The organism is Shewanella inventionis, assembly GCF_014641855.1.
In the GTDB taxonomy this organism is placed as follows: Bacteria; Pseudomonadota; Gammaproteobacteria; order Enterobacterales; family Shewanellaceae; genus Shewanella; species Shewanella inventionis.
This window is the reverse complement of sequence record NZ_BMII01000052.1, coordinates 1-18,850: the sequence shown is the minus strand read 5'-3', so window position 1 is coordinate 18,850 and position 18,850 is coordinate 1. Positions and strand designations below refer to the sequence as shown.

Here is an 18,850-nt window from a genome sequence, read left to right as displayed (position 1 = left end):
TTACTTCAGGCACTTGTTTACCGAGTTGCCCAAGCGTCTACCTACCGACGATTTGACCGATTTAATGCCGTGGAATGTTGATCTAAGCAATATCGATTAACGCTTCACTGCTTCATTTACCGCTTACATCTATATCTATATCCAAGGTTACTTGCCATTTCTGAACTTAAAAATAGTAGTATTACATCAATAGAATCGAGGCCTCGCCCCGATTCTAAAAAGGAAATTTTATTTAGCCCCAAACTTCAGTGCGATATTTTCTAAGTAGATAATTGGTTAAAATTTGAATGTCTTTGCCAATATTCTGTAATTCATTCCACTTAACTTTCTTATCTACACCAAAGTCCCAATAACCATTTGTCCACTTACAATATTTACTAAGTTGCTCTAAATCAGCTTTGAAATGGCTATAAGATGTAACATCTTCACGTTCTTCACTATGATATCTTTCTGAAATGGCGTCCATTAGGTGGCCCATTGCAGTGATACCTGCACCGTGCATGAGGCGCGAGTTTTTGGGGTCAACCCCCCAAGCATCTGGGAATACATCAGCTACGGCTTCCCAGAAATTGCAGATGATGTCGAGCATCTTGTCAACATCGCCTTTACCCGTTTCAGGATCTCTAAAGCGATAAAGGGCTCCTTCACTTAGACTACTTTCTATCAATTTTAGAATTGAATTATCTTTGATAAATCCGCTAGGATTTGTCGCCGTTTTAATCATACCTTTCATAGGAGATTCCTCTCCATGATTGAGCCTATCTAACAGTTGAGCTGGGAATCTTTTCTTTTGCAAAGCAACAGCTAGTTTTGTCTCTGTGTATGGTAATAACTCATAAATGAGACCTTTAGGAAGAGGTTTTGTTGAGTTAACTAAAATAAATTGCTCACGTTGTTCTTGCGCGTCATTAGTAATAAATGCACTAACAGGCATTTGAAAGTCACCAATTTCAGCTTCTCTTAAAGCAGCAGCTCTTTGTTGGCCATCCACTACCCAGCCTGGTTTCTCTTCATCATTTACTGCGATAGGTATAATCAAATATCCAAATTCATTATTGCCATTGCTAATAGGTTCGAATTTAACTCTATCATCAAATGCAATTACTAGAGCGTTTGGAATCATAGGGTTATCTGATTCCAAGTACCTTTTTATTTCGCGAATATGCGTAGATACCTCTGGGCGTTGGTACCCCACTAATTCATTTTCTTTTCTTTTAACTCTTGATATTGCTGCAATTGACTCTATGTCTTTTCCTTTGACTGAAAAGCTAAAGAGTTCGCGATCTGGGCCTTGTTTGATTTTCAAGGCTGGCACTCTAATTTCTAGCATCGATTCTTCCTACTTTATTAAGGCTAGCTCTTTTTGAAGCTTTTGGTATGCAATATATAGATTGTGAAATCCTCTTCGCCTATTACGACCAGCCCCTCTTTTTAAGAGTACGTGAATTCCTAGATCATGACATACATTGCATTTACAATTTTTCCATGGTTGATCAGTTAGAGTCTTTTCCATTGATTCTCTGCGTGATGTTTTAAAACTGTAGAGTCTTTCATACTCACAAAGAATGTCTAAGACTTTGTTTTTTTCTATATTACCTTTATCAAAAGCTATTAAGGCCTGTAAAGAAGCTTTTTCTAATCTTTTGGCTTCATCATGATCAATCGCACCTGAGGAAACTAGTTTGCGCATGGCGTTATTTGCTTCAACCTGTGGCACTGAAATTGAAGTGTAGTTGTCAGTATGGGTATGGTAGTTGAACTTATCATCTTTCAGCCCTTGCATTAGGGGAGCTGTAGAATCGAAACTGCTAACACCAAGAGAAGCAAACTCTTGAATATGGTTCAATCTATTGATGCCTAGAAGATGAAATTGTGTGTCTGATTTTTTGACTTCAATTATCTTTTTGAGAACGGAAAGAATATCGGGTGTCTTCAATTTAATCATACCACCTAGGGAAATCCTTTTATAACCCATAGATTGAAGTTGGCGAACTGAATCTGCATAAGATTCAGGATCCCAACCATGGGCAACTCCGTAAGCCTCATATGATTCAGACAGACTTTCTTTGTAGAACTTATTTGCTAGATCTAGTGTTATTTCTTTTCTTCTCTTACATTCAGTAAGTTGTTCATTACTGAATTTTTTATGTGACTCAAGTTGAGATCTAGAAAACTCAAATATAATGTGATCTAGTGAGATACCGTAGGTAAAGCCTGCATTTACATAAAACTCGACTACATCATGAATGGAGTAAGGTGGAACTTCTTTATTTGCATAAGTGAAGGCGCCACAATCTCCGATTGTTGAGTACGATTTGGGCAGTCTGAAGAAGCGATAGATCCCTTCTCTAAAAAAACGCTGCCTTTGTGCTACCGAATACTTGCCCTTTACACCACTAATCCCATCAACGACAGCTTTAGATACCAGGATTCCATCGTAAACAGGTTGAGAAAAAATCTCGTGAGCATATTTATCATCTCGTTGGATAACTCTATGTTCGTTATTCGTTTCTTTTTCGAAGTCAAAAGTAGGGTCAACATAATCATGACTGTCAGGAAAGTAAAATTTAACTTTTTTCACTTAAAGTTCTCTTTGTGAGTTGGAAAATTTTCCCAAACCTTTTTTGTTCACAAGCAAATCCGTCATTTCTAAAAGCATTTAACAATACTGTCGCAGAGCTTTTTGGAGAGCCACATTCTAATTTTTTAATAATATAATTAGCTACTTCTTCGTCATCAACTTTAACTCTGTCAAACTTTTTCGCTGGTTTAGACCGTCTTTGTAACCGAACGTATCTTTCCTTTATTTGACTGATAAAATCATCACTGGAGCTTAACTCCTTCAACAAATATCTAGCTAATCGAATATTTAAAGAGACTCTGCTTCCTTGTAGCAATTCACAAAAATCTTCAGTTGCGATTAACCTTAATGATTGTAGACTCTGTGGTAACTCAACTTTGCTAGTTATAATAATTGTATTTTTTTCAGTAATATGTCCGGATTCCCGTAGTTTTATAAGTTCAGGTAAAATTACTTTCAAATATTGGGGTGAGGTAGATATACAGAAGTTATCATTTTTGTGGTGTCTAACCATTGAACTAAAATCGTGCTGGTATGAATAGCACCTGTTTAAGTGTAATTGCTCCCACCAAGTAATGTTGTCTTTGTTGCTGTCATTCGTATTTGAAAAAAGACGAACTGCATTTTCACCATTATTACTGAAGGTTGCATCATAGGAGCAAATATTATCTTGTCCTGAAATAAAACCAAACCCTGCCGATAGAACCCAAAGTGGCACACCGTCATTATTTATGTCTTTAGCTACCGTCCAATGATCACCTGCATATGTGTTTATTGCCAAGTCTCTACTTTTATTATTAGATATAGCATCAACCCAATCTTTAATGTCTGGCTGTTCTGTATTCAGAACATCACCAAAAGAAACTTTATTCTGAAGGTGCTTTCGTTTGACGTTGGTACAATTAGTTATTAAGTGGACTTTCAAGATCATTTCCCTCTGTAAATGACACCTGATGTACATGTCTCCATAAGTTCAACAGCACTTAATTGAGGTAAGTTATGAGTGAGTTTATGCCAGATCCATTCAGCTATAACTTCGGCCGTGGGATTCTCTAACCCTTCTATGTCATTGAGGTACCTATGGTCTAATTGCTCATAAACAGGATTAAATATCTCTTTAAGGTCGCCGAAATCAACAAACCAACCTAGATGAGGATCTGGTTCACCTATCAAGTGGAGTCTAACCCTATATGAATGACCATGTAACCTTCCACATTTATGATCTACTGGAACATTTGGAAGCTTATGTGCAGATTCAAAAGTAAATTCTTTATAGATTTCAATGGTCATATTACTCAGCAAGCCTTTAGAATTAAGATTTTCGCGCTATATTTGGGGATTATACACTAGATATAGGGCCCTAGCTACTGCCTCTGCTATATGTTGCCAACGTTTTTATTGGTAAGTTGAGGGAATTTGATTTATGATTTTTGTTGTTGAGTAAAACAAGTTAAAGGTTCAATGTTTACAAATATAATGTACATTTTGGAGGGTAATTATCTATGAGTCCGGAAATAAAAGAAGTATTAGTAAAAATTATTGTGACTTTAGAGAATGATCACCACGGGTGTAAAGAAGAGGCCATAAACCTTGCTAAAACAGCGTTAGGGATAAAGATAGAACATAATACTATTCGGGAAATGATTAATAGTCTTGATGAAAAACATATCCAGGACTTTATGAGAAAAGTAACTTAGTATCAAAAAACCTCTCCTATATTTCTTATTGTATAGGGGGGAGTTTTATAGTTCAGGCTATTCTAATAGTCGGTTTTTTCAAGCTAGTTATTATCATTTTTCGATTCAGACTCCTTTTCCATATTTTGTGTTGTCGGCCCCACTAATATGCGGTTCCGGATTTCACTGTTTCCCCAACTGCTTAGACTCTTTGCTTTTTCCACCTCTACCCGTTCATTGCACTTTGCGAGTTAACTACAATCCAGTCCAATACGATGTTGCTACAGCGTTGTGGCAAACTTCGCTTCTACTGACCATTGTTCTGAGGTTTGTTTATTTCCAGGTACTGGTAGAACTTGTTGTTTGGCTTTATCTCGCCAATTTTACAAAGTTTGCAAGCCTGCGCCTTTGTTTTTAATACTTCAACTACAGACATATTCGAAGAAGACTGTAACTTATGTAAAACTGTTGCTTACGTTCTTGCTATAATTCGTCACAGTTAAGCCTTAACGGCCTAACGGGTTAAATTTAATATATTGACAATTTCTTGTCTGAATCGACACATCTCTACACCTCATTCGGTGATCGCTCCGTCCAAAAACACATCAAATATACGAATTTTTAAAGCTGTGGCATGGTTGAAATGTGTGCAGTTAGATTAATATTTGTTAATCTTAAGGCGCTTAAAAAGCACTTTTTCCAGAGTGTCAAAATTGCCAATTTCGAGATTTCGTACCTTTTTGAGCATTTTTTTCATTGTAATTTTTTCTCTTCTTGGGCGCTTTTAAAGCACTTTCCAATAGTATTCCGAATAGGTCTATCCCCATGATAAATGCTGAAAAAAGGCAGAAATTTATTTGATATAAATGACTTTTACCATCATTTCAATTCAAACGTTAAAAAGTAGTTATTTTTTATAAAATAAATACATTTTATTTCTTTTTTAAAAATAAATACAACAGCTTATATCAAATAAAAAATAAATTGATCTTTGATTTTTTTACGGCTAGATTTCGATTAAGTCAATTTTTAGTGAGGGTTTTGTGTCTAGTAAAAGCGTTAGTGTTATGCATTATTACGTAACCCTCATTTTTCCTTATTTTATGTGAAACTGTTATGAAGCGAACTTCTAGAATGACACTTGAGAGACAACAAAAATGGTATGACACGCATCGTCGAAGTATCGAATTAGACGATGTTATCTACGAGCCATTTTGGCGTGTTGAGGATGTCCGTAGCTCCGGCAACGTAACAAAAATTGCGCACTTTTCTACACCGAATCGCGTGATGCATCTGCTATCTCAAAACGAGCTATGGATGTATCTGAATTTGGCGAGAAATCGTAATGTTGTTGAAATATATGAGCAATATGCAATCCCACTAGATTATTCAATCCCCATAGCAAAGGAGTTGGGTGTAAAACACCCTGTATACGTAGGCTCAAAACAGATTCCTATCGTTCAAACGATCGACTTTGTTTCAACACTAGCAGACGGTTCGTTAGTCGCGCATCCCGTTAAACAGGAATCCGATTCATTGCGTGAGCGCACGATGGAAAAATTAGCGATTCAACACGCATATTGCGACCTGGAATGTATTGAATATCAACTTGTGACTAGTGATGAATTAAGAACGATTCGAAGTGAAAATTTGGAAAACATCTATCGGCATCGCAATGCGGGCCAATTTGTCGAACATTTGTTTCGCTCTTGGTTAACCCATTTAGCAAGCCATTTATCAGATAACAGGCATGAACGCATGTCGACGTTATTACAGCACTCAGCTGTTAGCAGCGGCATTGACTTCTCAACAGCGGTGTCACTTTTCTATGCTGCACTCTGGAATGAGCAGCTTGAAATGGACTGGGGACAGCGTCTAAAACTTGAAAAGCCAGCATCAATATTGGGGGTTTACACATTATGAATCTACCGAATGTGAATTCTACGATCTCTACCGTCGAACAGTTGAGAATTAATAGTGGATTTGGTCCAAATTCTGATTCTGGTGAAGCGATTTATATCGGAGAACATCTGATATCAGAGGATTATTTATTGGTTTATGTCGATATTCCAACAAATCGTGCTTGTGCGATTAACCTCGATACAACTGCAAAATTTCCATTAAAACTCGAATACAACCAACTATTAGAGCAGATTAATACTGACCAAATTATCGTATTTGAGAATAATTGGCCTCGCGAACTATTTTTAGATGAAGAAAATTTATCACCTGCCCGTCGTAAAAAAGCCTCAAAACGTTTTGAAATCATCCGACCTCTTGTAAACGATTTAGAGTCAGTGTTGATGAATGGGTATGGAGAAAAGCTGTTTCAGCAGGTTATTGATGAGTCCGGTTGCAGTAGACAATCTGTTTATGATTATTTTTATGCATATCTTCGAATGGGACAGCGGATAAATGGTCTGGCATTTCCTGTGGGTAAAAATGCTAATCGAACTGTAAAACAACGTGTAATACGTGTAAAACAGGGAAGAGCAAACATGATTATTGCTAAAGGTAAAGTTATTGATAATATTGATATTAAACACTTTTTAATAGCTAAGAGATGGTATGTAAAAAGAAATGGACCAAGCATTCTGAAAACATACGAAGACATGCTGAGTAAATATTATTTCGCAGAACGAATAAAAAACTCTCAATTAGAGATAGAGCAAACCGGCGAACGTTTTTGCGTGACATTACTGCCCGAAAACCAGCGCCCAACATACGATCAATTTCATTACTGGCTCAATAAACAATTCCAGGGGAACATCCCATTCCGTGATAAAACTCGTCAAAATGATATTGAAAATAAGAAAAATAACGAAGGCCGCCGCGGCGATGCATATATGCATGTGATCGCACCTGGCCAAGTTTTTGAAGTGGATGAAACGCCATTTCCCGAAGAGTTAGTGTCGGTTTTTGACCCTACTCGCTCGACAAAAATTGGCAAAGCAACCCTGTACTTCATCATAGATGTGTTCAGTAAGCTGATTGTCGGGCTGTATATTACGACTGAAAACCCATCGTATAACACGGTAAAGCAAGCAATTTTTAATGCAGCAACAGAGAAGCAGCGTTTGTTCGATGAGTTAGGGCTCAATCTAAATGCCGAATATTGGCCGCAAATGGGTGTGGCTCAAACGTATTTCGTTGATAAAGCGGAATTTTATAACAAATTGTCCGAGGGCCCAATTACTGACCTGCCAATAACAGTAAAATTTTCTCGCAGTGGACGTGGTGATGATAAACCCAATGTCGAGCAATTATTTCACGTATTTCAGAGTCATTTTGAGGGTGTTAGCCCTGCTCATCAAACAAAAAGCCAGCAAGATATTGCTAGTCAATTAGCTCGAAAAAAAGCGGCGTTAACAATATCAGAACTCTATGCAATTGCGATTGTGTATGTTTTTTATCATAACAATCATCGGGTTCTCAAAAAATATCCGATGGAACGAGAAATGGTGCGTGATAATGTTGCGCCAATCCCTGCTCAATTATGGGCATGGGGACTCGCTAATCGCCCCGGTTACCTGCTAAATCTCCCCGCAGATGAGTTGCACATGAAATTGTTAGAGAAAGGTAGCGTCACAGTGCACCGTCATGGACTTTTTCTACAAAACAAGTCGCTTTGGTACAACTGCGAGTGGACCCTTTCGACTGGGCTACAAGAGCGCAAGTTATCAAATCAACAAAATATCGAATTAACGTGTAGATATAGTCGATCTACTGTTGATGTCATTTTTATTTGCACTGAAGACGGACTAAAAATGGCCTCTCTGGATGCTAAATCCTCAAAATTCAGGGGGCTGTCTTTTGCTGAGGTAAAAATACAGCAAGAAGCAGAACGCAAGAATGTTGCGCAATTAGAAGAAAAGGCACTGCCGTATAAACTCGGCATGCAAGGCTTCATTGCTGCAACCATTGCAAATGCACAGGCTGAAAAAATGCCTGGCACCATGGCCTCTCTATCGAAAATTAAATCAAATCGGCGCGTAGAAGCATCAATAAATCAATTTGAAGATAAAAATAAATTTATTAATTCGATTCAACCATTTTTAACTGACGATAACTCGCTCTCGTTGAGCAATATCGATCAAGAAACAACAGATACGCATAAATTTAATGATGCGTTTTACGAAGAGTAAATATAATGAGCAACAAAAATAGAATAACAATCGCTCAGGCTCAATATCGAGAAAGTCATGTTTCAACTCATCAGGATAATCCGCTGATCCTAGCAATACCTGAACGGCTAGATGGAAAGCACTTTCGAGCCAAACTGACTAACATTGTCGTTGCCGCTGATCACACTCAAATGAGTGATGATGAGCGTCTCGCAGAATTACCGATGTTACGTCAAACTCGAGTCATTAATATTCAGCATTTCGAGTTATATAATGAAATTTATGATTTGCTATCCCAGGGCTATGTTGACCGTAATCCAACGCGCACAGACGTGATTGCGTGGGGGTATGATGTTGCGGATAGCAATATCTCGCTAGAACAGATTGAGCGTCCCAGTATTTCACAAACAACAGCAGATGCGATATTTCTAACCGGTATGTCAGGCACGGGTAAATCGACTCTAGTCAATCGTATTTTATCTCAATGCTTCCCACAAGTAATTGAACATAATAATGATTTTGATGACGTGCAGGTTGTCTATCTCAGTGTCGATATGCCGCACAACGCTAATCGCTCGGCACTCATTAGCTCGATTATTAGAGAGCTAGATCGTGTACTCAGTGCGAGTAAATTTGGTCAATGTGATTATTCGAGTTCAATTAGAAACAGTACAGGAAAATACATCAACATTGACCGAATGGTCGATATTCTGAGAACGATTTTATTGCGTCATCATGTCGGAATATTGGTGATTGATGAATTTCAAAATCTACAGGTCGCATCACAACGCTATCGCGATGAAATGTTGCAGTTGTTTGATGAGCTGAGCAATACATTGTCTATTCCCAATGTGAAAATCGGTACTCCTGATACGATACAAATATTTGATAAAAAAGGTAGGCATAAGCGCCGCGTAGGTGCGACTTTTGAGTTATCGCGTATCAATAACGAAAGAGATTGGACGGCGATGATGAATGCCATTATTGGATACCAGCCGATCAATAAACCTATGGTGTTATCTGATAAGATCTGTGATTTGCTGATGGCCCTGACAGCCGGAGTCCACTCAATTTTAATGTCACTGTGGGAGGCGTGTTTAGCTGAGGCTATCCGCAGTGGTTCAGAGTCAATAACAGAGTCGTTAATTAAAAAAACGTTTAATAAACGGTTCCCGCTGTTAAAAATCGTCACTCGAAATATTAATCAGGGAAAAAGTGGTCGCCATTCTGATCTACTAACCGTGCAACAGTATCTAGATGCTGGTAATGAAGATTTTGGTATTAAATTTTTGAATAAATTAGTACAAAAATCACTGACTCCCGAAGCGGCTCAACAGGTAAGCGCAGATGTTGACGTTCTGATCACAGAGCATTCATTTAACGACGAGCAATTAAGCAAACTTCAAAAAATTAAAGAACATCTTCATAAAAATATTGAGTCAATTCGTCTTCCAAAGACACTGGAGCATGGCGAATGATCCGCGTTGGACTGTTGCCTGATGAGCATGTCTATAGTGCGTTTGTGCGCGAACGCATGCTATGCGGTCAAATGCATATAAATACCAGGCGATTTTTTGAGATTAATGGCATAGCCTACCATCAAATGCATTCGCAATTGCCATTAAATACCGACCTCATGGGGATTATTCGAAGAATGGGGTTGTCGCCTGAGCAAGTCCTGCATACTCAACTAGAGCATACAACAGTATCGCTCTGGTTATTGAGTACGCCTCTCTGTGGGGCGCAATATACTATGCCCAACAATATGGCCCACGCAGGCATAAATCTCGATAAACGTTGGCGGTTCTGCCCGCAATGTGTTGCTGCAGATAAAGCACTGTATGGTGTCTCCTATTGGCATAGTGCTCATCACCTCTGTGGCGCTAAAATATGCCCTATTCATGATCAGATTTTACATACCCATGATGAGTTAAGGATTTTGCCATTTACCCTACCGCATCATTGGTCTGATATCGCTGAGGCCATGACACTTCAGCTTTGGGATGTTGCCTGGCAGCCTTTTATCTACCGCGTCGCTCAAACGATAAAAGCCGATCCTCTTTGGCCCAATCGAGTGAAGGCGCAGATTCGTCGGTATTTAAATTGTGAGTCCGAGTTACCATTGCAACAGAAAGAGCGTAAACGGTTCGATCAACTAGCGAGGCAAATGACTGCTGACTTAGGTCAAGAATATATGGCAGAGTTATTTTCATCTAGTCGACCTGATAGGAGTTTGAAAACCAACATACTTTGGGCAACGTTATCCGGCCAGGTCGGCAGTGCAAAAATAAGACACCCTCTTTTTTGGTTAACGATTATTTTCTGGCTGCGCAATGAATTGTCAGAGTGCCAACATCTGATATGAATTATCTCGTCCCCTATGCTAACGAATCGATATTCAGCTGGGTTGTGCGATACCATTTAACGTGTAGTGTGGGACATGAAAAAAACACTTATCAAGCCCTTTTTCAACAACCCAAAATCCGTCTGCATCCCTATTTACCTCACTCTATAGGCTATTTAGCCGGCCACGGTGGACTCACCGCACAGCACTGGTTAATACAACACACGTTATACCCCCTATTTCAATTTTTCGGCCATGATGCAGAGCAAAAGCTGTTGTCTGTGATGCTTCATGGCACGGGTAATCCGGTCATTACCGCCAACATTCCCCATGCGAGGCTCAATTTCTCTGCTGGCCATCGGGTGTGCCCACTGTGTTTGTCTGAACACCGACAGATCACAGGTACACCCATGTTTGATATCCGTCATCAAATTCCGGGTCTCGTGGTTTGCCCTCTTCATCATTGTCTGCTCGTGGTGTTAGCCAATGGCGATGCTGGATTGGATCGGCGGTTGACGTTTCATCATGCCAGCATGACATCCCATGTCTATCGGGTTGAACATCAGATGAGTACTGATTTTGCACAGTTTTGTTGGGATGCGTTGGCGCTAATAAAAGATAAGTCATGCGATTTAACCTTGCTACATACCCACTATCGACACCAATTAATGCATAGGGGGTTTATGACCCGCTCTGGACAGATCCGTATGGCCATATTGGTGCGTGCCATTTCAGAGTATTACCAAGACATGGTGTTTGATCTTGAAAGATCATTTGAGTTTGGCGAGCGTTTTTTGGGGCCATTAATTCGCGATAAAACCCAGACGTTAAACCATCCGTTTAAGCACATGATTTTAGGTTTTTGGTTGTTTGATAACGATCCTCGAGGATTTTTAGGGCAAGAAAGCCCATTTCAGATGATGCCCGCTTTTAATGCACCAGTAGTGGCGAATGATGATCGTGAGCGTATTTTGTCTCTGTTGTCTGAGGAGTTGAGTATGTCTCAGATTGAGACGATGACTGGGCGTAGTCGCTGTTATATCCGCCGTCTTGCAGAGCTTGCAGGGATAAAACAATGCCAGTAATGCCAATGCCTTTTCGCATCGACAACGTCATTGGGTGCTTTTACTGGCCTACCTTGGGCGACATCGACACGATATTGCCCGATCTGTTGGGGTGGGTGTGGGTTATGTGGAACAGCTTATCTCTAATACACCTGGACTGGTACTGTGGCGCCAGCAATTATGTGCAATGAGGAAACATCAGGCGTCAGTGATTGAGCTACTTGATGCGCGTCAATCTCATCCTGACTGGCGCAGAAAAGAGCTTAAATCCCACCACAGCCGGGCTTTTTTTCATTTATATCACCATGACCGTGATTGCCTTGAGGCTATTTTACCTCCTGCGTTGAAGCCATTGAGGCAAAGCAAGAATTGGGCAGTTGAGGATGAACGGTTAGTTCTGGCGATTACTGAGCTTGATGGGGCTGAGTCAATGTCACTGACGGTGTTAGCAGCAAAAGTGCGCGATAAGGGACACTTAATTAAACAGCTTGATAAGTTGCCATTAACGAAAGCGCTGTTGGTGAAACTGGGTGTGAAGTGAGGATGTGCCTGAGTGCGCCCAATGGGAGGTTATGTTAAATCGGGGTGTTTGCTGTTGTTTATGCGCTGTTGGCGAGCGTTGAGGGTAGTATGGCGTATTTTAAGTGGTGATGTTGCGTTAAATGACGGGGCAATGGGGTGAAAGTTTGTTACAGATTATGCGGGCTTTTTTGCTTGGTGATGGACGATAGGTGGTTGGCATCAAATTGAGGCTGTAAGGAGAGTTTTTACATGTTTTTAAGGAGGGTTGAATGGGACATGAGAATAAAAAACGCGTGTATTGTTTGAAGGCTAAACCGCTTTATGCTGCTGAAGTTCATGGACTATATCACCAACGAGTTGTCCAACCGTTGTTTTGTCATTGTAATGCGAATGATGAACTTGTGGCGCTGGTGGTGCATTTACGGGAGCAGTTGATGGCTTTGGATTTATACCAGGTGAGTAAGGCGTATCCAGATGCTCGGTGGTTTTTTGAGTTAGGTGATCGTTACTACTCTCAGGTGACAAGCTTTATCCATGTAACTCACAAGATGGTTTATTTCAGCGGTCATTTATTACCTTATGATTCGCCACAATTTCAATCTTGTGCTATCCCCATCGCGGAGTTGTTATTCAATCAAGGCGAATTCAAAAACATTGATCCTGTTGTGCACTATCACCCTCGAGTGAAAGGGTTGATTGATGAGATTGTGTCTAAGGAGGCAGAGCTCAACCGCCGATTCGATCAAGCTTGTGCACTGGAGCGATTAGTTGATGCGATGGGCGAACTTGATGAAGTGACGTCGGTAGTCAATACCGATTTAGAGGCTCATCAGCATCGATTGAAAATGGAGGCGAGTGAGTTGAGCCATCAGTATGATCAATTAGAGCGAGATATCGAAGTATTGAGTTTGAAGATGCTTTATCAGTGCTTTCAGGTGCAAGTAGGTGATTGGGTAGCATCCAATGTACTGACAAGAGGAAAAACCATTCAATTAGTGGTGGCATCTGCAAGTTATTCAAATGGATGGTTGTTTATTAATGGCACTAACGTGACTCAAAAAGGGGTTGTGGGGAAACGTGATGAGCGCATAGCACTAAAGGTATTATCTGATGAACATTGAAAGCAAGTTGAAACAGATAAGGACAAGCCGAAAGCGCAGAGTTGTTCTGCCATTTCATCCAATGCCCATCGGTGGCATCGACGTTTCTGATGAGTTGTTTGCAGGGGTCATGATTTTCATTAAAGCATTGTTTAAGCGATTAAAGGTGCAGCAGTTTGATATTGAAATCACGCATTGGGGGGAAATATTTTTAGTCGAGCCAAGTCGTGGCATGTTTATCCAGTTATCAGTTCATTTGCGGGTGAGTGATGTTGATGTTAAACGGGTGAAGTTGGATCTTAAGTCTGACAATTATAGGGTCTATCAAGATGAGTGCTTTGCGCATGAGTCTCTGTGTGTATCGCTTCGGGTAAATCGTTCAGGCACGCAGTGGCGGCGTTTTCCACTAGATGTCACATCGGTGTCTTTTGATAATGTAATGGCGACAATCATTAAGGCTATGCACTTAAACGTTGCCAATTTAACACCCACCGTAAAGCATGAATTGAGTCGTGATATTCACACCATTGATGTCGATGATGTAGTTGCATTAATCCGCTATGGTGCGGCAAAACTTGGCCCAGATTCTCAATTTGCGAGCATCATCAGTGGCGATCGTGATTTTTTGTATGTGAAAGGCTTTACCTTTGATGGGACTCAGTTGAGGTTTTCGAGTTTTAACCTTAGACAGTATCAGTATTGTCTGTCACCGCAATCAATGAAAATAATTAAGATGTTGATCCCTGATGCGGGAGGCACGATTGTTGAGTTTGTGAGTTGAGCTAATGATGTAATTGATAAGCTCATCAATACCGATGGGCATTTTATGGTGAATGGAGGCGTTATGAAGCAGGACATTATCGGTTTTTGTGAATATTTTGCGACTGGTGAAGGGATGACTTACATGCTCATGTCAGGTACTGAAGAAGCGATAAAAGACTTTGTAGGCCCTTATTTCTCAATAGGATTAACCTTTTTTTCATTTGAAGATATGAAAAAAGCACTTATTGCTGGTGGGTCCAACGACATTGATAATCCGATAGTTAAAGCCGCAGAGATGCTAAATGGGCACTTACCCACTGTCGCTAAGTTGATACAGAAATACGGTTATTGTGAGTTTACATACAAGTTGCATTACAACCTGACTTAACGAGGCGATTTGGCCACCTTTATTTAGGTGGTCAAATTCACTTTACCACTATAGTGAGCTTTAATTGACCATCGCAAGCAGCCTGTAAAAGGTATTATAAGACTTAGTGAGTTTGAGGCTGACTCTAGAGTAGGAAATTATGTCATCTGAACAACAATAAGTTATTAATAAGCCTAATATAGGTCTTTTATAAGTATATTGGTTGGGTTTTACGTCAGTTGTTTATGTTTTTAATACTTTATTGCTTTTATCACTGCTTATTGGTGTTTTTATAGCGATGCCACTGCACATTAAAAAATATATATAAGTTTATTTTTTTCTAACGAATTGTTTTTAATGGTTTTTTATTTTTTTCATAAGAGTTTTATAAGTGAAATTGTTCTTTATCTCGTTGTTTTTGTGTGTAAAACTGATTTCGAATTATTAATTAGGAGCAAGAATTCACATGCAAGAAAAAAATGAAATCCTCTTCCCTATCGATGCGACTGAAAAGCATCCACATACTAGGGAAGTCATAAAGTTAGCCGAAAGCGCTGGGATTAGCTTGACTGAAATAAGCGAGATGCTTAAGTGCTCTCAGCCTTATGTAAGCCAATTAAAGGCTGGAAAAGGAAAAGCAAAAATTGTTGATTTAGAACCGTTGATTAGTCTTCTTTCGCCGAAATTACCAGGAGACAACTTTTACACTTATACCATTTTTCGAGAAGCAAAACCCCTACTACCAGATGATTGGGAACAGCAAGTTTTAATGAAGGGGTTGACGAAGGCTTCTCTGGAGACCGAGCATGGACGTTACCCTGTGGGAGATGAAGGCTTTGATATTGTAGAGGAGCAACATTATAACGCTCTCGACCATATTGATGAGAATGGTCACACGTATCGATATAATAATTCTCCTTTAGATTTTTTTCGTCAAATTAAAGATAGAGAAAATGAGTTAAGAGAAGCATATGACTCCTATGTTTCTGAAACAAAAGCTGAAAATGAGAGTCTGAAACGCAATGATGAAGAACTAAAAAGATGGACTACAGATATTCTTCGCAGTTTGCCTTTACACAGTGAGTTAACAGATCAAGCCATACAGATTGAAGATACGTTGAATCGGCTTTTAAAACCAAGGTATGACAATGCAAATCGTTTAGATGCATCGAAGGCTTGGAGAAACTCTACTTTAGTTGAGGCTTGCAGAGGTGCTGCCAGTAACTTGCAAATTCCTCCACTAATAAAGCCGTATGTTCAGGAGATGCCTTTAGATTTAGCTGATTCTGAGTTGGTTCTTGCACCAGATATTCATGCTGCGAGGTTGCTAACTAAGCTTGAATCGTATCAACAACAACTTGATACGATGAGACTTAAGAAAAGGAATCTATTTAGGTTAAATGCTCTATATCAACAAAGTAAGTTGTCCACAATTTTGAACCAGAGAACTCAAGATCCACGCAATATGCCTAACTGGGGAGAATATGGAAAAGAATTATTTGGTAATTACGTTTGTAAAGTATTTCGCTCGGCTAATATTCCGCCCTATGAAATTAATCTAAGTGAAGCTTTTTTACAGTGGTCTAGTTGCATAGAGTACCAAGTTGATGAAGAGCAAGTGCAGATCTGTGGGAAAATGCTGCATTCTGAGACACTTGATGGAATTCAAATTGTAATTCATGAGCTCAATTCAAAGAAGTTTGTATACCTTTATACCTTTTATTGTGAGGCACTTAAGCGTGAGGTCACCCTATTGTCAAAACCACTTTCGGCCGTGCAACTTCTTGAACAACTTAAGGCTGAAGATGGGGGGGACACCTGGGCTGGTGAAGTTGGTCCGCTGATTATTAAATTAAAAAACTCTCTAAGTCAAAGTGGCTATAGAGTCCCAGGAATTCGCGCCGTTTATTAGTGGGGTTGCGCCTGCTGAATGCAGGCTTTATTGACAAGGATTGTAATTATGTCAGCTTTAACATTCGCAGTATTAGTCGATGGTGAAAATGCATCGCAAGTTCAATATGCATCAATGCTTGAGGAAGTAGAAAAGTACGGCACTGTAGCAATTAAATGGGTTTATGCTGATTGGACTGCTAGAGAGCAAGTTAGTTGGCAAGATATTCTTCATGAGACGGCATCAAGCCCAAAACAACAGTTCCACTACGGTAAAGATGCTGCCGACCATGCTTTAGTCATGGATGCTATTGAGTTAATTAGTAATAATCAACGAATAAATGCTATTTGTATCGTATCAAGTGATGGTGGGTTTTATAGTTTAGCGCAACGAATTCGTGAGAAAGGGTTGCATGTGATGGCTATTGGCAAAGAAAATACTCCAGACAGATTTCGTAAAGCTTGTCATAATTTTGTATTCACGAAAAACTTATCTGATCCTGTTACTCGTTTAAGCCATCAAGATCTTAATGCTTTACTTGTTGATTCCTATCTAAGATGTGTACAAAGTAATGAGCCGGTATATTTAGGGGATATGGGGAACATGCTAAAGATGTTTGACTCATCTTTTGACCCTAGAAATTATGGTTTTTTAAGCTTAAAGAAGCTCATAAAGGATAAAGCGGAACTTTTTGATATTGTTGATGAAAAAATTGATCAATGTTTTATAGCAATGCGCACAAGTAACAAAAAAGCATCTGGAACAACTGTACAAGGTGTTATACGAAAATTAGACTCTAAAAGAGAGTTTGGTTTCATTTCATCTAATCAAGGTGATTACCATTTTAGCTTTATTGAAGTAAAGGGAAGTACTGCATTATTAAAAGAAGGTAAGACCGTTTGGTTTAAAGTTCCTGATATAGATTCGAAGAAGGATTTAGCTAGTGGGCAGTGTCCTTCAGCTAAAAATATTGTATTGAATAAGCAGCAAGTTGCTTAAGTACGACTTATTGGCAGCATTAAAGTTGGTAAAAGCCTCTGGGAAATTGAAGGTGGTCTTGAAAAAGCGCTACTCTTTAAACTCTATCCAAGAATTTTAGATAATGATCAAACGTTGAGTAAAAAGTATGCAACGTTTCTACCAGCAGCACTCGCGGCAGCATTAACTTATAATCCAGATCTTTTAGATACTGAAGTTTTTGGTGCTCTAATAGCTGAACTGCACGAAAATGAGATATTTGGAGATGTAGAAACGCCTTTAGACTCTATAGCAGGGCGAGGAGATGATTTTCTCTTAGCAATGTTTCCAAGACTTTCAATGTTTTGGAAACAGGCATTTATTAAAGATTATATAGAGTTATAGGCTCGAAAGTTTAATGGGCGAAATGGATCAAATAATTCCAAATTATAATGTAGTGGCTAATTCAACAGGCACATACATCGCCCTTACTTGCTCTAAATTCAATTTGTAGTGATCAAGATATTTAGAAAGGTTCCTTACCTACAGCAGGTGCATTAAGCCATTCTTGAACTTCTGGTGATACAGGAGCTGTTGCATCACATTTATCTATTAATTCCTCTAAAGAATACTTAGGCTTTGGGTTAAGTATTAGTTGGCCATTCTCAATCGTTAAGTTAACTGTTGCTCCTACCTTTAAACTTAGTTCTTCAAGAATTATCGGAGGAATTGTTAGCATTACGCTGTCACCGATTTTAAGCAGTTTCGATGTAACCATGACTGTCCTCCTTTGGGTTTACATTCATGTAAATATAGTTTCGATTATGGTGTTATACAAGAATAATAACTTCGATGTGCTAGTGGACTTACATATTAGCCAACGGAGGGGTGACTGCTTAAATCTAATTTAAACAGCAGCTTAAGATTGTCTTCGTTTTAATTCCATGAAAGGACTAAACATAGCAACGCTGCATCAGGTGTCACAGGCTAACTTTGTCTTCGCTCTAATTCCACGCTTACATAGTTGTTTTTGTGGAATTAAACGAAGACAATCTTTTTGTGAAAACGGCTTAAAAATAATCTAGGTGATTGATTGTTAAGCTTAAAAGATTGTCTTCGTTTTTGTCCGGTTTTAGTTAGAACATTTAGGTAGGAGAATCCGCTTAAATAAGGCTAACTCATAAGTCATCATTTTCGGTTTCTCACATTGTGACGTGGTTTAATTGATACGACTAACCCAGTTAAGACATAATTGATTTAACTGGAGATTGAGATGAAAACACGTAAAACCTATTCAAAAGAATTCAAACTTGATGCTATCGCATTAGTTAGAGAGCAAAATTACAGTATTGCTGAAGCTGCTAGAAATTTAGAAGTAACACCTCAGCTTCTTGGCCGATGGATAAAAGAAGCAGAAAATGATGATGGCCATGCTTTTAGAGGTAACGGCAAGTTAACGCCT

General features: G+C 39.2%; 19 protein-coding genes. 14 read left to right on the top strand and 5 right to left on the bottom strand.

Annotation, left to right across the window (positions count from 1 at the left end):
- Nucleotides 1-232: 232 nt before the first annotated feature.
- The 4 genes from dbpB to queD are packed head-to-tail and all read right to left on the bottom strand — an operon-like array spanning nt 233 to nt 3,871.
- On the bottom strand, nt 233-1,330 hold the full coding sequence (gene dbpB / locus IEW93_RS20255) for a DGQHR domain-containing protein DpdB (RefSeq protein ID WP_188741041.1): 1,098 nt from the start codon (nt 1,328-1,330) through the stop codon (nt 233-235).
- 9 nt (nt 1,331-1,339) lie between these two features.
- A complete protein-coding gene (gene dpdA / locus IEW93_RS20250) occupies nt 1,340-2,581 on the bottom strand; it encodes a tRNA-guanine transglycosylase DpdA (protein ID WP_188741040.1) in 1,242 nt (413 codons plus the stop codon).
- Nucleotides 2,568-3,506: a hypothetical protein gene (locus tag IEW93_RS20245; protein WP_188741039.1), complete on the bottom strand. Its 939-nt coding sequence runs from the start codon at nt 3,504-3,506 to the stop codon at nt 2,568-2,570. The genes dpdA and IEW93_RS20245 overlap by 14 nt, the downstream gene beginning before the upstream one ends.
- A gap of 2 nt (nt 3,507-3,508) precedes the next feature.
- Nucleotides 3,509-3,871, bottom strand: coding sequence for a 6-carboxytetrahydropterin synthase QueD (gene queD / locus IEW93_RS20240; protein WP_188741038.1), 363 nt, complete (start codon nt 3,869-3,871; stop codon nt 3,509-3,511).
- Between the two features lie 212 nt (nt 3,872-4,083).
- Between queD and IEW93_RS20235 the strand changes: the two genes are divergently transcribed.
- The 13 genes from IEW93_RS20235 (at nt 4,084) to IEW93_RS20175 (ending at nt 17,793) form a co-directional block, all read left to right on the top strand.
- A complete protein-coding gene (locus IEW93_RS20235; protein WP_188741037.1) occupies nt 4,084-4,278 on the top strand; it encodes a hypothetical protein in 195 nt (64 codons plus the stop codon).
- A 1,113-nt stretch (nt 4,279-5,391) separates the two neighbouring features.
- Nucleotides 5,392-6,180 carry a TnsA endonuclease N-terminal domain-containing protein gene (locus IEW93_RS20230; RefSeq protein ID WP_188741036.1) on the top strand — a complete coding sequence of 263 codons (789 nt, stop codon included), beginning with the start codon at nt 5,392-5,394 and terminating at the stop codon, nt 6,178-6,180.
- Nucleotides 6,177-8,402, top strand: a complete 2,226-nt coding sequence (locus IEW93_RS20225) for a TnsB C-terminal domain-containing protein (protein ID WP_188741035.1) — start codon at nt 6,177-6,179, stop codon at nt 8,400-8,402. Before IEW93_RS20230 ends, IEW93_RS20225 begins: the two co-directional genes overlap by 4 nt.
- Before the next feature lie 5 nt (nt 8,403-8,407).
- Nucleotides 8,408-9,859 (top strand): TniB family NTP-binding protein, encoded by a 1,452-nt coding sequence (locus IEW93_RS20220; protein WP_188741034.1) that lies wholly within the window; start codon nt 8,408-8,410, stop codon nt 9,857-9,859.
- Nucleotides 9,856-10,746: a TniQ family protein gene (locus IEW93_RS20215; protein ID WP_188741033.1), complete on the top strand. Its 891-nt coding sequence runs from the start codon at nt 9,856-9,858 to the stop codon at nt 10,744-10,746. The genes IEW93_RS20220 and IEW93_RS20215 overlap by 4 nt, the downstream gene beginning before the upstream one ends.
- A complete protein-coding gene (locus IEW93_RS20210) occupies nt 10,728-11,810 on the top strand; it encodes a TnsD family Tn7-like transposition protein (RefSeq protein ID WP_188741032.1) in 1,083 nt (360 codons plus the stop codon). Before IEW93_RS20215 ends, IEW93_RS20210 begins: the two co-directional genes overlap by 19 nt.
- 34 nt (nt 11,811-11,844) lie before the next feature.
- The gene (locus IEW93_RS20205; RefSeq protein WP_188741031.1) at nt 11,845-12,330 is read left to right on the top strand and encodes a TnsD family Tn7-like transposition protein; all 486 of its coding nucleotides are present in this window, start codon (nt 11,845-11,847) and stop codon (nt 12,328-12,330) included.
- 250 nt (nt 12,331-12,580) lie between these two features.
- Nucleotides 12,581-13,432, top strand: coding sequence for a hypothetical protein (locus IEW93_RS20200; RefSeq protein WP_188741030.1), 852 nt, complete (start codon nt 12,581-12,583; stop codon nt 13,430-13,432).
- Nucleotides 13,422-14,192, top strand: coding sequence for a hypothetical protein (locus tag IEW93_RS20195; protein WP_188741029.1), 771 nt, complete (start codon nt 13,422-13,424; stop codon nt 14,190-14,192). The genes IEW93_RS20200 and IEW93_RS20195 overlap by 11 nt, the downstream gene beginning before the upstream one ends.
- Before the next feature lie 63 nt (nt 14,193-14,255).
- The gene (locus IEW93_RS20190) at nt 14,256-14,561 is read left to right on the top strand and encodes a hypothetical protein (RefSeq protein WP_188741028.1); all 306 of its coding nucleotides are present in this window, start codon (nt 14,256-14,258) and stop codon (nt 14,559-14,561) included.
- A gap of 445 nt (nt 14,562-15,006) precedes the next feature.
- On the top strand, nt 15,007-16,452 hold the full coding sequence (locus tag IEW93_RS20185) for a hypothetical protein (RefSeq protein WP_188741027.1): 1,446 nt from the start codon (nt 15,007-15,009) through the stop codon (nt 16,450-16,452).
- Nucleotides 16,453-16,500: 48 nt separating this feature from the next.
- Entirely contained in the window at nt 16,501-17,430 is a 930-nt protein-coding gene (locus IEW93_RS20180) for an NYN domain-containing protein (protein WP_229706729.1), read from the top strand.
- 114 nt (nt 17,431-17,544) lie between these two features.
- Entirely contained in the window at nt 17,545-17,793 is a 249-nt protein-coding gene (locus IEW93_RS20175; RefSeq protein ID WP_188741026.1) for a hypothetical protein, read from the top strand.
- 121 nt (nt 17,794-17,914) lie between these two features.
- Here the strand turns inward: IEW93_RS20175 and IEW93_RS20170 are convergent, their stop codons facing one another.
- Entirely contained in the window at nt 17,915-18,166 is a 252-nt protein-coding gene (locus tag IEW93_RS20170) for an AbrB/MazE/SpoVT family DNA-binding domain-containing protein (RefSeq protein ID WP_188741025.1), read from the bottom strand.
- Between the two features lie 495 nt (nt 18,167-18,661).
- On the opposite strand from IEW93_RS20170, the gene IEW93_RS20165 reads away from it, so the two are divergent.
- A partial coding sequence (locus IEW93_RS20165) for a transposase (RefSeq protein ID WP_188741024.1) occupies nt 18,662-18,850 on the top strand: 189 nt, incomplete at its 3' end.

What these genes read in the sequence shown, in the direction of transcription:
- dbpB (WP_188741041.1), bottom strand. Translation starts at nt 1,330, where the DNA reads ATGCTAGAAATTAGAGTGCCAGCCTTGAAAATCAAACAAGGCCCAGAT.
- queD (WP_188741038.1), bottom strand. Translation starts at nt 3,871, where the DNA reads ATGACCATTGAAATCTATAAAGAATTTACTTTTGAATCTGCACATAAG.
- IEW93_RS20235 (WP_188741037.1), top strand. Translation starts at nt 4,084, where the DNA reads ATGAGTCCGGAAATAAAAGAAGTATTAGTAAAAATTATTGTGACTTTA.
- IEW93_RS20230 (WP_188741036.1), top strand. Translation starts at nt 5,392, where the DNA reads ATGACACTTGAGAGACAACAAAAATGGTATGACACGCATCGTCGAAGT.
- IEW93_RS20225 (WP_188741035.1), top strand. Translation starts at nt 6,177, where the DNA reads ATGAATCTACCGAATGTGAATTCTACGATCTCTACCGTCGAACAGTTG.
- IEW93_RS20220 (WP_188741034.1), top strand. Translation starts at nt 8,408, where the DNA reads ATGAGCAACAAAAATAGAATAACAATCGCTCAGGCTCAATATCGAGAA.
- IEW93_RS20215 (WP_188741033.1), top strand. Translation starts at nt 9,856, where the DNA reads ATGATCCGCGTTGGACTGTTGCCTGATGAGCATGTCTATAGTGCGTTT.
- IEW93_RS20200 (WP_188741030.1), top strand. Translation starts at nt 12,581, where the DNA reads ATGGGACATGAGAATAAAAAACGCGTGTATTGTTTGAAGGCTAAACCG.
- IEW93_RS20195 (WP_188741029.1), top strand. Translation starts at nt 13,422, where the DNA reads ATGAACATTGAAAGCAAGTTGAAACAGATAAGGACAAGCCGAAAGCGC.
- IEW93_RS20190 (WP_188741028.1), top strand. Translation starts at nt 14,256, where the DNA reads ATGAAGCAGGACATTATCGGTTTTTGTGAATATTTTGCGACTGGTGAA.
- IEW93_RS20185 (WP_188741027.1), top strand. Translation starts at nt 15,007, where the DNA reads ATGCAAGAAAAAAATGAAATCCTCTTCCCTATCGATGCGACTGAAAAG.
- IEW93_RS20180 (WP_229706729.1), top strand. Translation starts at nt 16,501, where the DNA reads ATGTCAGCTTTAACATTCGCAGTATTAGTCGATGGTGAAAATGCATCG.
- IEW93_RS20170 (WP_188741025.1), bottom strand. Translation starts at nt 18,166, where the DNA reads ATGGTTACATCGAAACTGCTTAAAATCGGTGACAGCGTAATGCTAACA.